Below are 12,151 nucleotides of genomic sequence, written 5' to 3' on the forward strand. Positions count from 1 at the left end.
ACGGGCCCGGAGCGCGACGGTGCGCGCTCCGGGCCCACGGGAAACCAGCCGTTCGACCGGAACCTTACGGGGTGGTCTTGACGGTGATCTTGCCGTCGATGATTTCCTTCTTCGCCTTGTCCACGGCGGCGATGACGTCGGCCATCTTGGTGAAGGCCGCGTTGGACGTGGCCAGGCCGACGCCGTCCTTGTCGAGGCCGTAGCGGACCTCACCGGACTCGGGCTTGCCGTCCTTGACGGACTTGATCAGGTTGAAGACCGAGTCCTCGACGTCCTTGGTGACCGAGGTCAGGATCGATTCCTTGTACGCGGCAAGACCCTCCTGCGCGTACTGGTCGGAGTCGACGCCGATGTTCCACTTGCCCGCCTTGGAGACGGCCTCGATGGCACCGGAACCGGCCAGACCAGCGGCCGAGTAGACCACGTCGGCGCCCTTGTCGAGCTGGCCCTGGGCGGCGGCCTTGCCGAGGTCGGGCTTGGAGAAGCCGTCGAAGTTCGGCGGCTGCGTCAGGTACTGCGGGACGACCTTCACCGAGGAGTCGGTGTCCGCGACGCCCTGCACGAAGCCGGCCTCGAACTTCTTGATCAGCGGGGTCTCGACACCACCGATGAAGCCGACCTTCTTGGTCTTGGTGACCTTGGCGGCGGCGACGCCCGCGAGGTAGGAGCCCTGCTCCTCGTTGAACACTATGTTCGCGATGTTGTCGCCGGTGACCGAGGCGTCGTCGATGATGCCGAAGGTGATCTTCGGAAACTTCGGCGCGACCTTCTTGATGGCCGGGGCGTAGGCGAAGCCGACACCGATCACCGGGTTGTTACCGGCGCGCGCCAGCGCGGTGAGGCGCTGCACCTTGTCGGCGTCCGCCTCGCCGTCCGAGGGCTCGGCCTCGGTGCCCTTGACGCCGAGGTCCTTCTCGGCGCGGGCCAGACCCGCGTAGGCGGCGTCGTTGAACGACTGGTCGCCGCGACCGCCGATGTCGTACGCGATGGCTGTCTTGGCGCCCTTCGAGTCGGACGAGGTGCCCGACGACGAGGTCGACGATTCGCCACACGCGGTTACGCTGAGCGCAAGCGCCGCGGACATGACGCCCACGGTGGCAATCCTGGTGATCCGGCGCAAGGGAAGGCTCCTTCAAACCTGACCGAAGCGCCTCTTCCGGCGCTGGTTTCGCGGCGATCGTAACGCGCGTAGATGTCAGATAAAGCCCCCTACGGAAGCTGTTATCGGATCGTCGCGAACAGAAGGTGTACGGGTCGGTCACGAGCCGTTACGCGCACGGGACGAGAAGCGACCGCACCGGCGGCCACAATCCGGATATTCGCAGGTCAGACGTCCAGCAGCGCGGCGGCGGTGAACAGCTCCACACCGACGGTGATGGCCTCTTCGTCCACGTCGAAGTCGCCCCGGTGCAGGTCCAGACCGCGGGTGTCACCAGGGGCCCGTACGCCGAGCCTCGCCATGGCGCCCGGGATCTTCTCCAGGTACCACGAGAAGTCCTCGCCGCCCAGACTCTGTTCGGTGTCCTCGATCGCATACGATCCGCGGCGGATCGTCATCGCGGCGTCCAGCAGACCGATGGTCTCGGCCTCGTTGACCACGGGCGGCACCCCGCGGACGTAGTCGATCACCGTCTTGGCCCCGTGCATCGCGGCCACCTCGTCGATCGCCGCGTGCACCAGGTCGGGTGCCTGCCGCCAGCTCTCCAGATCGAGGCAGCGCACCGTCCCGGACAGCTCGGCGCGCTGCGGGATGACGTTGGGCGCGTGGCCCGTCTGGAGCCTCCCCCAGGTGACCGCGAGTCCGGCCCGTGCGTCCACGCGGCGGGCGAGCAGCGCGGGGACGTCGGTGGCCACCCGGGCGGCGGCGGTGACCAGGTCGGTGGTGAGGTGCGGGCGGGCCGTGTGCCCGCCGGGGCCGTCGAGGGTGACCTCCAGGCGGTCGCAGGCCGAGGTGATCGGCCCGATCCTGAGCCCGATCCGGCCCACGTCCACCTTGGGGTCGCAGTGCACCCCGATGATCCGCCCCACCCCTTCCAGCACCCCGGCCGCGACGGCGTCGGTGGCACCGCCGGGCAGCACCTCCTCGGCGGGCTGGAACAGCAGCCGCACCGGGCGGGGCAGCAGCCCCTGCCGGTCCAGGTCGCTCAGGACGAGCCCCGCGCCCAGGACACAGCTCGTATGGACGTCGTGCCCGCAGGCGTGCGCACGGTCGGGCACGGTGGACCGGTAGGAGACGCCCGCCTTGGTGTCAGGAATCGGCAGCGCGTCGATATCGCCGCGCAGCGCCAGCATCGGCGTCACGCCGTCCCACTCCCCCACGTCACAGACGAGCCCCGTGCCACCGGGCAGCACCTGAGGCTCCAGCCCCGCCTTCTCCAGCCGGGCCTTGACGGCCGCGGTGGTACGGAACTCCTGGTTGCCGAGCTCCGGGTGCATGTGCAGATCGCGGCGGAAGGCGATGAGCTCGGCACGCAGGTCGTCGGGCAGGGCGCCGGGCAGGACGGCCTCGGCGTGGGGCGCACGGGACTTCAACTGGTTCACCCATCCAAGGGTAGGCCCCTTGTACCCACAACTGGCCACAGATCAACAAAAGTTCAGCCGCTTAGAGGAACAAAGATGGCGCGGCGGCGTGTGACGGGCGGTTGCGGTGGGTATGCTCTCTCGTTACCGTTCCGGTTTGAGCGTGTCCAGCCGCTCCTGTTCCTCCCCCAGGATGCGCAGGGCGCGCACGTCCTTGATCCGGGCTGTGTCCTCCATCAGCTGCGTTTCGTCCCGCGTTGCCGCCTCCCCGTCACGGAGACCTGAGCAGCTCACGCAGGGTGCCCACATACGTCGCCACATCACGCTCGGCGGGCGGCTCGGAGGCAGTGGTCGTGTCTGCCGGAGCCGAGGTACGGCAGGAACGGCAGAGGCCATCGGGGAGTGCCTCGGGGCGGCCGGGGGTTCCGCACTGCGTGCACTCGACCATGGGGCGGAACCCGAGCGTGCCCGGTGCGTCCGGGGCCGAGGCCGGGGCTGCGGGCAGCAGTGGCGGGAGCTTGTCGCGGAGCCTGCGCCTGACGACGCCGACCGGCGAGTCCACAGCCGCCGGGAGCGTCCGACTACACGTCTCGAGTCCCGGCGCTCGGCTCCCGACCCCCGGATCCCGAAGCTCCGGGCCCGCACCCGCTCCCATCCCCCGAACGAGTGAACCGTCCTGTCCCGGCGCTCGAAACCCGGGAGTCGAGCGCCGGGGCCGAGAGCCGAACCGAGCCCCATCCACTCAGCCTCACGTAACCGCTCTCCATGACTCGCCGCCACTCTCACAGCGTTTCGCAGCGCCGCCGTCAACCGCGCCGTCAGTTCAAGGGCCCACGTGCAGTGCAGTGGGCACTCCACAGTGTTTGGCACACCGCGGTGCTTCGTGTGCAGGGTGGGGACCGCGTGATTCAAAGCCTCGGCCGGGACGACGGTGCTGAGTCGTTGACAGACGAGACTGGCGGCTTCAGCGGCAATTCATCGCCGATCGGTCACAGAGTGCTGATCAGGTACCGGAATCCGGCGAAGGGGAATGCGCCGGCCAGACGCACGGTCTCTTCGGTCAGACCGAAAACCCCCTGGTACTGCAGGCGGACAGGTAGGCAATGTTCTCTGCTCCCACGCGCGGCCGGGCGATTTGGTCCACCGCGTCGAGCAACCGTCATGTGGAGTGGGCGTCAGGGCGTCTGTGATAGGGCGGGCCGCCACTTGCCACAGCCAGTGCAGCGGGTCCCGGATCCGTTCACTGGCCGCCGCCTGCTCCCCGGCGTCGGGAGAGTGCTGCGCACTCATGAGTCGGGCAGGCTGGTGCTGCCGTACGCCAGGCCGGTCCAGATACAGCGGTGGAACACACGTGCCCATTGGTACGGTGACCGGAGCGACGAGAGGCGGGGGCCATGGGGAGCGAAGCCGATCTGGCTTTTCCGAGGACGACTTGACACGGTTGGCAAAGGACATGGGCCTCATGCGGGAATATCTGGACAGGCAGGTGCGCCGCATGGACGGAATTGTCGACCAGGTCGAGGCGGGTTGGCAGGGAAGAACTGGGAAGGCCTACCGGGCTCTCCACCGCGGTGCAGCTGAGGACGCCGTACGCATCCGGGGCATCCTCACCGTGCTCGAGCAAGCTGTACGCATGAGCCGAGATGGGTTCACCGAGCTGGAACTCGCAACCTTGCAGAACTTTCGGCAAGTTCAGAGCGCCGTGAACGTGGCGGCGGAAGCCGAGAAGCTCCAAGCGGACAACCCGTCCGCCGGTGCAACTGCGCCTCGTAGCCGCATCGCTGACTTCTGAGGGGGCCCCGTGGCCGATGATCATATAGGCGTCCACTTCGGAACGCTCCGGGGTTTGGCGGAAGAGCTTGAAGACACCACCAACTCAACGAAAGACTCGACGAGCTGTACAAGCGGGTCGAGAAGGCAGTTCTGAGCTGGGAGGGTGAGGCGCGCAGCGCGTTCGTGGACGAACTCGACCGCTGGGACATGGAGATGCAGGACCTGCAGGCCGCCCAGAGATGGTTGCAGCAGGTGGTGACGACCGGGCAGACAAACTATAGTGCGGCGCATCTAGCTGTACTTCGCGGCTGGGGAGCGAAATAGTGACTCAGCCCCACGGCGCTCCTAATCCCGGGTCCGGGTTCGATGTCGCACCCTCAGAACTTAATTCCGTCGCGGAGAACGTGGCGCTGCAGCAGGGCATGCTGCACAAGGCGGCGAACGACCTAGTGTACGACCTGGTCGAGTTCATGGACTGCGGCGGGTACGGAACAGCCGCAGAGATGGTGTCGTCCGCCTACTTGAAGGTGGGTAATCGATTTCTGGATGTCTGGGCGAAGAGCGTGACGAGCGTCGGCGGTGTGGCGGTCGGCTTCGTCACCACGGCTAACAACTACGCCACTGCGGAGGCCGCCAGCCACCCGGTGGGTACGGCCCCGCCGACTCGATTCCCCCTTCCCCAGGTCATCGACACGCCCCCGCATTACCAGCGGATCCCTGATCCGAAGTGGGGCGACATGGACGACTACAGCTCCGGACTCATCTCCTGGCTACTGGAAGGCGTTCCCGACTGGGCGATGGACATCATCCGCGACTTGTTGGACAACGTCTACAGATGGGGCAAGGCGGGCGATGTCCTGCCGTTACCCGAATACTTGCAGCTCGACAAGATAGCCCTGGCCTGGCTCAAGCCAGGATTCGCCATCACTCAGATCGAAAGTGCACTGACCGGGTCGATCGGGTCTATATCCGACCCGAACAACGGTGAGTGGCAAGCGGCGATGCGGCAGTTCACCAGCTCGCTGTGGGGCACCACCGCATGGGGGACATCGACTGCGGGCTATGAGTGGAAGCACGACAGTGCCGGCGGTCAGGGGACCGGAACTCGCCCCGCCATGTCCGTACTGTGGGACACCACCCAGGAAGTCAGCCAGATCATGCGGGCATACGCAGAAGCCGGCGAGAAGATGGACAGGGAGGTGGCGCGCGTCTACCGAAAGGCCGTCTGGGACGCACTGCCTGATATCGCAGACGGTCTCGACATGAGCGACGTAAAGAAGATCGGGAAAGGAATTCTCGGACTTGGGCGCGATCTTGGTATCGGAATCACTCTCAAGATCGATACCGCAGCTCTCAACGTGGCTGTTTCACTGTACGAAGGTGAACTACTGGGTTTGGTAAGTGATCTCAACAAGCTATTGCCTGCCCTGGACGAAGCCTACCGGAGTGCACCCACTTACCAGGCCGAGGAAGCCCGGGCCCAGGCATTCGGAGCGCGCTCACTAAACGAGTTCAAGCAGGAGCACCGATTCACCGTTCCGGGCCAGGATCCGAATCAAATCTACTATCCAATGGATCTCGCCAACCAGGAAGGAATGTTCGGAAGTCATCCCATCGACAAACACGTAGGCCTAACCGACGATCAAATGAGAATGCGACTGCGTGACCAATTGAAGGTTCCGGACGCCTCATCCTTCGTTGACCTCTCGTCAGCCCAGAAGTACACCCAAGACGTCCTGCGTAACGACGCCAACGAGAACAGAATCGCGGACTGGATCGATAGTGTCGAAAAGAAGGTCAAGAATAGACCCGGATACGACCCCAACAAATCCGAGCTTCAGCCACCCCTTTACATGGAATTCCCCGGACAAGTAGTCGGACGCACGGTCTCGCGTTCAGACTATGATGCGGACGGCATGAGCGCCACAGTGGAGGAGAGGAGCTGGGTCCAGGTGCGACTGATCTACAAGCAAGGGCTGGAACCCCCCTTCATCGTCTTGACTGCTATGCCACATGCGGCACCTTGAGAGAGGTTGGATCCGTGCAAACTTTTCCTGCGTCACTACTCTCCGACGGGCCTGTACAAAGAGTCCTGGATATCGCTATCGCAGTCCAAGAGTCCGAGGGACAACTTTCCCTTGACGATGAGATTCGGCGCTACGTTCGCTTGATCCGACACGACTGGGTGGCCAACTGGAATTGCTCGGTCTACTCTTCGTCCGGCGCACTGGATGCCGCGTCTACCTTTATTGAGAAATTCGGAATGCTGAATTCATTCCCATCAGAATTCAGAAGGAAGGCCGTTCGCGCGGCCGGCGATATGGACCCGGCGGAGTATTTGAGCATTCTGGCAGAACTGGTTCGCATGGCCGACCGGCAAGGTGCCCCCGAGTACGATGAGCTCACAATGGGAGGGAGAGAGTTCTTGCAGACCTTTCCCTACCTGTTCGGTTTCGGAGCCATTTTCGCGGACGAGGGGGATCGTTCATTCGTAGAACTAATCCGTTCGTCCGTGACCGACGAGCATCCGTACTGCGCCGAGCGGGCAGTCGCCTACGCAACCGAAGCGCAGCGCGCCCTCGTCCTCTTTCCGGGGGTGGGCGGACTCACGAGTCATCTCTCCTGGGCCACCCGGGACAGACTGCAAGCAATCATCGACACAATCAACGATCACATGCAACGAGAGCACTCATGACCGCTCGGCAAAACCGTGCCGCGACCTACCCCGACCAGGCAACGGCCCAGTGGGCTACGCAACAGGTGGTCACCAGTAACGAGCAGATGATCCACCGCTGGCTGGCTCAGTCAACTCGTCAGCGACTCACGGTCGAGGCGGCCTGGCCCTCACGCCGAGAGCCGGTCGGGCGCGTGATGCTGCAGGCAATGATGCTGGCGAGCAGGGACTCCTTGGATGTGCGGGCCGCCAGGGTCACGCTCAAGCGGAGCGACGAGAGTCCGCACGGGTTCGTCGTCCACTCCACCTTTCCGATCTATCTCTAGAGGAACTGTGTCCCTCAGGCCCATTGAACACGACCGAAAATACGGCGAGCTGGACCAGGTCATTCGGGCGCATCTGGGCCGTACTGCGCATGATGAGGAGGCCCTCGAAGCCTATCTCCGGCACAGTTGGCGGACTCGCCCGTGGGCCATCGCGACCGCCGTGCATCAGTTGCGGGAGTACGCCCAGAACCCCCCAGGGCGGTTGCGGTTGCGCCTGGGGGAGTTCTACCCGGTGCCGGACGTGGGGCTTCCGGACTCGGAGATCCAGGCCTGGTTGCTGCGGCTCGCCAGCCAGCTGAGCGAGAGCGTCGATAACGGAGCGGCCCCACCGCCCTCGACTCCTCGCACTCACTGGGAGTGGCATGCCCGGTTCCCGGAGCTCGCTCAGCTCCTTGGTGGCTGGTTCTCGCAGGACATGGTGGACGAGTTCGGCGACCACGATCTGGCGCTTCAGGACTACGCAGGTGGGACCGACCCAGGTCTGGTGGCACAGCTGGCCGGTGAATTGCGCGACCTGCTCGCGCTGCCTCTCGGGGAGTCCGACTACGTACTCGCGGTCGCTGAGCTGGGTATGGAGGTGGACCCGCCGGAGCCGCTGAGCGCTGGTGCATGGCTCGCCGAGCTTGCGGACCGAATCGTGACGGTCGCTCAGCATCGTGTGGCGGACGACTTCGGAGACCCAGAAATTTGACCCGTGCAACTAATCAGTGGCTATCCGGAAACCACTGTGGTCTGAAAAGCGTGCAGCCTGGGACTGGGGTTCCATGCGCCCAGGACACTGGAGTACAGCTTCTTCCCGCCCAGGCGACCTGCCAGTACCCCAGCGGCATGACAGAGCACATGGGCCCCGAGTGGGGGGCGTCGCTGACGGCACAGTGCGCCGCGCCCGCGCTGCTCGCTGGGGCCGCCTTCGCCCTCGCGTTCAGGCGCTGGAGTGTGGAGCGGCAGGTGGTTCGGGGAGGCGGAAGCGCTGCCCGGGAGAACTCGAACTGATCGCGCACACTCCCGTGAAGGCACCCATCGACGCAGAGGCGGCATCCCGTTGACCAGCAGACCGTGCGGCGCGCAGTCCACCCTCCTCCGCCGGTTCGGCCGGACCTTCCGTGTCTGGGGCTACGGGGTGAGCCACTCGCGCCTGTTGCTCCGGTCCCGCAAGGACGGGGTGGAGGACAGCCGGCTGGTCCTCCACTTCGAGGCGGTCGAGTCCATGCAGCTCGTGAAGCGGTACGAGGACCTCGAACTCCACACGGTCGACGACTCCGAGTTCTCGCGCGTCTACGAGGAATCCGGCGTCCCGCCGGAGTGGCGGGACACCCGTCTGGTGGTCCGTCTGCGGTCCCGCAGCGGCACGGGATACGTGCAATGCGGGCGCGTCGTCGTCGACCGGCACCAGGACGACGAGGACGGACCAGGCGATGCGTCCGCGATCCGTGATGTGGTCTGGAGCCTGCGCCCCTCCGGACTCCGCGCCCCGTGCGGACCCGCCGGCGATACGGCGGCCCACCGGAAGGAGTGAACACCCCCTGGAGCGTGCCTCGGAACCCGCCCGGCTCCAGGAGACGGGCAGCCGGGCGGCGGCACCGGTTGTGGGCGCCTATCCCTCCGTCGCCGCCACCGCCGTGACGCGCCACGGCGCCAGCCGCTGCACGTCCTTGGCCGTCTCCGTGACGCCGCTCAGGAAGCCCTGCGCGCGCGGGGACGCCGTGTCGCGGAGCCATTCCGGCGCTATGTCGCACACCGCGACCTTCACTCCCGTGCCCACCAGGGCCAGGGGGAGGGTGTGGACGACGGTGGACGGGAAGCTCAGGACCGTGTGGCCGATGGGGCCTCTGCGGGCGATGAGTTCCAGCGGCAGGTCGGGGCGGACTATCTCCAGGCCCGTGGCGGATTCCAGGGCGTGGAGCTTGTCCGCGGACTCCCGGCGGTGGGCGAAGTACCGCGTCGCGCCGTGGGCGCGGGCCAGTGCGGTGACCGCTTCCTCGTACGGGACGGGGTCGATCACCCCCGTCTCCACCAGGGAGGTGCCGACCAGGTCGGCGCCCTTGGTGATGAGGGGCGGGCCGAAGCGTTCCCGGGTCCAGGCGAAGGTGTTCGCCGTGACCTCGATGTCCTCCGGGGCCTCCACCGGCATGGCGGTGAACACCTCGACCGTGCGGGACGCCGACGGGGTGAAGCTTCGCCGGGCCGCGGAGGTGACCGGGGCCAGGAGCAGCTCGCGCGGGCCTCCGCTGCCCCTGCGGTGCCACCGCACCAGTCGTTCTCCGCGCGCCAGTTGGGCGACGAACTCCATGGTGGCGGTGCCGTCGTCGACGACCGTGATCCGGCGGGTGCGGACCAGGCTCAGCAGCAGTTGCACATACCGGGAGAACGGGTCCCCGATGACGATGCGGTCGGCCTTGCGGGTCAGTCCGGTCAGCGCCCGCAGGGCCTTCAGAGGCGCGCCGGTCTCCCCGCGCGCCTCCTGCCAGCGGACGGTGATGCCCTCGTCGCGGGCCAGCTCCGCCATCCTGCGCAGCTGTCCGCGCGACATCGGGTCGACCGGGGGGAGGACGACGATCGTGGTGTCGGTTCCTCCCCGGGTGTGGGTCCACTCCAGGACGTTCAGGAGCTGGACCGGGCTCTCGACGAAGGCGAGGTTCACCGGTCGGCCCGTCAGACCGCGACCGGCTCGGCGGCCGGCGCGTTCTCGCCCTCGGCGACGACGCCCGCGACCCGGCGGAGCTTCTTCATCGGGCCGAGCTCGGACTCGTAGACCTTCTTGACGCCGTCACCGAGGGACGCCTCGATGGTGCGGATGTCGCGGACGAGGCGCGTGAGGCCCTGCGGCTCGACGGAGGCGGCCTGGTCGGAGCCCCACATGGCGCGGTCCAGGGTGATGTGGCGCTCGACGAACGTGGCGCCCAGCGCGACGGCGGCGAGGGTCGTCTGCAGGCCGGTCTCGTGCCCGCTGTAGCCGATCGGGACGTTCGGGTACTCCTGCTGCAGGGTGTTGATGACCCGCAGGTTGAGCTCCTCGGCCTTCGCCGGGTACGTCGAGGTGGCGTGGCAGAGCAGGATGTTGTCGCTGCCGAGGACCTCGACCGCGTGACGGATCTGCTTCGGCGTCGACATGCCGGTGGAGAGGATCACGGTGCGGCCGGTGGCGCGCAGCGAGCGGAGCAGCTCGTCGTCCGTGAGCGAGGCGGAGGCGACCTTGTGGGCGGGGACGTCGAACTTCTCCAGGAAGGCGACGGCCTCGGTGTCCCACGGGGAGGCGAACCAGTCGATGCCGCGCTTCGCGCAGTGCTCGGCGATGGCGGTGTACTCGGCCTCGCCGAACTCGACGCGGTGACGGTAGTCGATGTACGTCATCCGGCCCCAGGGGGTGTCGCGCTCGATGTCCCACTGGTCGCGCGGGGTGCAGATCTCCGGGGTGCGCTTCTGGAACTTGACGGCGTCGCAGCCGGCGTCGGCGGCCACGTCGATCAGCGCGAGGGCGTTGTCGAGGTCACCGTTGTGGTTGATGCCGATCTCACCGGTGACGTACACGGGGTGGCCGGGGCCGGCGGTACGGGTGCCGAAGGTGCGCAGGCGGGAGGTGTTGCTCATGGTGGTGCTTCCTTACTTGGTGGGGGTCGCGGGGACTTCGGTGGGGAGCGTGAGGGTGGGGCCCAGGAGCCAGGCCGCGATCTCGCGGATGGCCCCGGAGCCGCCGGGATTGGTGGTCACGGCGCGCGCGGCGGCACGCACCGAGTCGTGGGCGTTCGCCACGGCGACGGGCCAGCCCGCCAGACCGAAGCAGGCCAGGTCGTTGACGTCGTTGCCGACGTAGAGCACGCGGTCGGGAGCGATGGACTGCTCCTCGCACCACTGCTTGAGCGCCAGGTCCTTGCGGTCGATGCCGTGCAGGACGGGGACCTGGAGTTTGCGGGCGCGGGCGGCGACGACCGGGTTCTGTTCCGTGGAGAGGATCAGGAGCGGCAGGCCGGCCCTGCGCAGGGCGGCGATCCCGAGGCCGTCGCCCCGGTGCACGGCGACGATCTCGCGGCCGTCGGAGTCGATGAGGACGCGGTCGTCGGTCTGTGTGCCGTCGAAGTCGAGGACGACGGCGTCGATGTCCGCCCGCGTGGGGTACGGCGAGGGGTCCAGGAGCGGCGCGAGGGCGCGGGCCCTGGCCAGGTCGTGCGGGTCGTCGACCTCCAGGACCCGGGCGGGGTCGGTCCGTACGAGCGCCGTGTGACCGAAGAAGCGGTGGCGGTGGGTACGGAAGCCCTCGACGTCCATGGCGTAGGCGGCGCCGGTCTCCAGGTAGTCCTGGGGCCGGTCCTGGCGGCGGGGGCGTACGGCCTTGTCGTGGTTGACGCCGTAGGTCTCGTCCTCGGCCTCGCTGCCGTCGCGCCACACGAAGCCGTGGAAGGGGGCCACGGTGACGGCGGTGTCGGCGCCGTCGCGGGCGACCGCGGTGGCGACGCCGTCGATGTCCGCACGGGTGATGAAGGGGCTGGTGCACTGGACCAGGAGCACCACGTCGGCCTTCCGGCCGTGCGTCGTGGACTCGTAGGCGTGCAGGGCGTGCAGAACGGCGTCCTCGCTGGTCGCCGTGTCACCGGCGATGGCGGCGGGGCGCTGGACGCAGTGCAGCCGGGCGTCCTCCCCGAGCGCCTCCCCCGCCGCTCTGGCCGCCGCCGCGATGGCCGGGTCGTCGGTGGTGACGACGACGTCGGTGACCTCGGGCGAGGCGAGGCAGGCGCGGACGGCCCGGGCGACGAGGGGCACGCCGCCGACCTGGGCGAGGTTCTTAGCGGGCACGCCCTTGGATCCGCCGCGGGCGGGGATCACGGCGAGCACGGTGGGGGTCGGGGTCATGGAGGCTCCTGGA

13 protein-coding genes are annotated in these 12,151 nt (G+C 67.3%); 7 read left to right on the plus strand and 6 right to left on the minus strand.

All coding sequences use genetic code 11. The annotated features are described in order from the left end of the window. Positions 1-64: 64 nt before the first annotated feature. The 3 genes from LWJ43_RS12140 to LWJ43_RS12150 form a co-directional block, all read right to left on the minus strand. Entirely contained in the window at positions 65-1,120 is a 1,056-nt protein-coding gene (locus LWJ43_RS12140) for a BMP family lipoprotein (RefSeq protein WP_277332295.1), read from the minus strand. A 206-nt stretch (positions 1,121-1,326) separates the two neighbouring features. Then, the gene (locus tag LWJ43_RS12145) at positions 1,327-2,541 is read right to left on the minus strand and encodes an amidohydrolase (RefSeq protein ID WP_277332296.1); all 1,215 of its coding nucleotides are present in this window, start codon (positions 2,539-2,541) and stop codon (positions 1,327-1,329) included. A gap of 250 nt (positions 2,542-2,791) precedes the next feature. Then, positions 2,792-3,082 carry a hypothetical protein gene (locus tag LWJ43_RS12150; protein WP_277332297.1) on the minus strand — a complete coding sequence of 97 codons (291 nt, stop codon included), beginning with the start codon at positions 3,080-3,082 and terminating at the stop codon, positions 2,792-2,794. Positions 3,083-3,982: 900 nt separating this feature from the next. Here LWJ43_RS12150 and LWJ43_RS12155 point away from each other — a divergent pair. From LWJ43_RS12155 to LWJ43_RS12185, 7 genes are all read left to right on the plus strand, one after another. Beyond that, positions 3,983-4,312, plus strand: coding sequence for a WXG100 family type VII secretion target (locus LWJ43_RS12155; protein WP_462100878.1), 330 nt, complete (start codon positions 3,983-3,985; stop codon positions 4,310-4,312). 131 nt (positions 4,313-4,443) lie between these two features. Beyond that, the gene (locus LWJ43_RS32890; RefSeq protein WP_346772010.1) at positions 4,444-4,617 is read left to right on the plus strand and encodes a hypothetical protein; all 174 of its coding nucleotides are present in this window, start codon (positions 4,444-4,446) and stop codon (positions 4,615-4,617) included. Positions 4,618-4,697: 80 nt separating this feature from the next. After that, the gene (locus LWJ43_RS12165; protein WP_277332298.1) at positions 4,698-6,320 is read left to right on the plus strand and encodes an RNase A-like domain-containing protein; all 1,623 of its coding nucleotides are present in this window, start codon (positions 4,698-4,700) and stop codon (positions 6,318-6,320) included. A 140-nt stretch (positions 6,321-6,460) separates the two neighbouring features. Then, positions 6,461-6,988 (plus strand): hypothetical protein, encoded by a 528-nt coding sequence (locus tag LWJ43_RS12170; protein ID WP_277332299.1) that lies wholly within the window; start codon positions 6,461-6,463, stop codon positions 6,986-6,988. Next, positions 6,985-7,293: an RNase A-like domain-containing protein gene (locus LWJ43_RS12175; protein WP_277332300.1), complete on the plus strand. Its 309-nt coding sequence runs from the start codon at positions 6,985-6,987 to the stop codon at positions 7,291-7,293. The genes LWJ43_RS12170 and LWJ43_RS12175 overlap by 4 nt, the downstream gene beginning before the upstream one ends. Positions 7,294-7,300: 7 nt before the next feature. Then, on the plus strand, positions 7,301-7,984 hold the full coding sequence (locus tag LWJ43_RS12180; RefSeq protein WP_277332301.1) for a contact-dependent growth inhibition system immunity protein: 684 nt from the start codon (positions 7,301-7,303) through the stop codon (positions 7,982-7,984). A 351-nt stretch (positions 7,985-8,335) separates the two neighbouring features. Then, positions 8,336-8,809: a hypothetical protein gene (locus LWJ43_RS12185; protein WP_277332302.1), complete on the plus strand. Its 474-nt coding sequence runs from the start codon at positions 8,336-8,338 to the stop codon at positions 8,807-8,809. Between the two features lie 78 nt (positions 8,810-8,887). Here LWJ43_RS12185 and LWJ43_RS12190 read toward each other — a convergent pair whose 3' ends face one another. Genes LWJ43_RS12190 through LWJ43_RS12200 form a run of 3 tightly spaced genes read right to left on the minus strand, consistent with a single transcriptional unit; the run spans position 8,888 to position 12,138 of the window. Continuing rightward, on the minus strand, positions 8,888-9,934 hold the full coding sequence (locus tag LWJ43_RS12190; RefSeq protein ID WP_277332303.1) for a hypothetical protein: 1,047 nt from the start codon (positions 9,932-9,934) through the stop codon (positions 8,888-8,890). A gap of 11 nt (positions 9,935-9,945) precedes the next feature. Then, positions 9,946-10,881 (minus strand): N-acetylneuraminate synthase family protein, encoded by a 936-nt coding sequence (locus LWJ43_RS12195; RefSeq protein WP_277332304.1) that lies wholly within the window; start codon positions 10,879-10,881, stop codon positions 9,946-9,948. 12 nt (positions 10,882-10,893) lie between these two features. Further along, the gene (locus LWJ43_RS12200) at positions 10,894-12,138 is read right to left on the minus strand and encodes an acylneuraminate cytidylyltransferase (RefSeq protein WP_277332305.1); all 1,245 of its coding nucleotides are present in this window, start codon (positions 12,136-12,138) and stop codon (positions 10,894-10,896) included. Positions 12,139-12,151: the final 13 nt, after the last annotated feature.

Source organism: Streptomyces sp. JH34 (assembly GCF_029428875.1).
Taxonomy (GTDB): Bacteria; Actinomycetota; Actinomycetes; order Streptomycetales; family Streptomycetaceae; genus Streptomyces.

Bases quoted from the DNA above. Each gene is read 5' to 3' on its own strand.
- LWJ43_RS12155 (WP_462100878.1), top strand. From the start codon at position 3,983: ATGCGGGAATATCTGGACAGGCAGGTGCGCCGCATGGACGGAATTGTC.
- LWJ43_RS12175 (WP_277332300.1), top strand. From the start codon at position 6,985: ATGACCGCTCGGCAAAACCGTGCCGCGACCTACCCCGACCAGGCAACG.
- LWJ43_RS12195 (WP_277332304.1), bottom strand. From the start codon at position 10,881: ATGAGCAACACCTCCCGCCTGCGCACCTTCGGCACCCGTACCGCCGGC.
- LWJ43_RS12200 (WP_277332305.1), bottom strand. From the start codon at position 12,138: ATGACCCCGACCCCCACCGTGCTCGCCGTGATCCCCGCCCGCGGCGGA.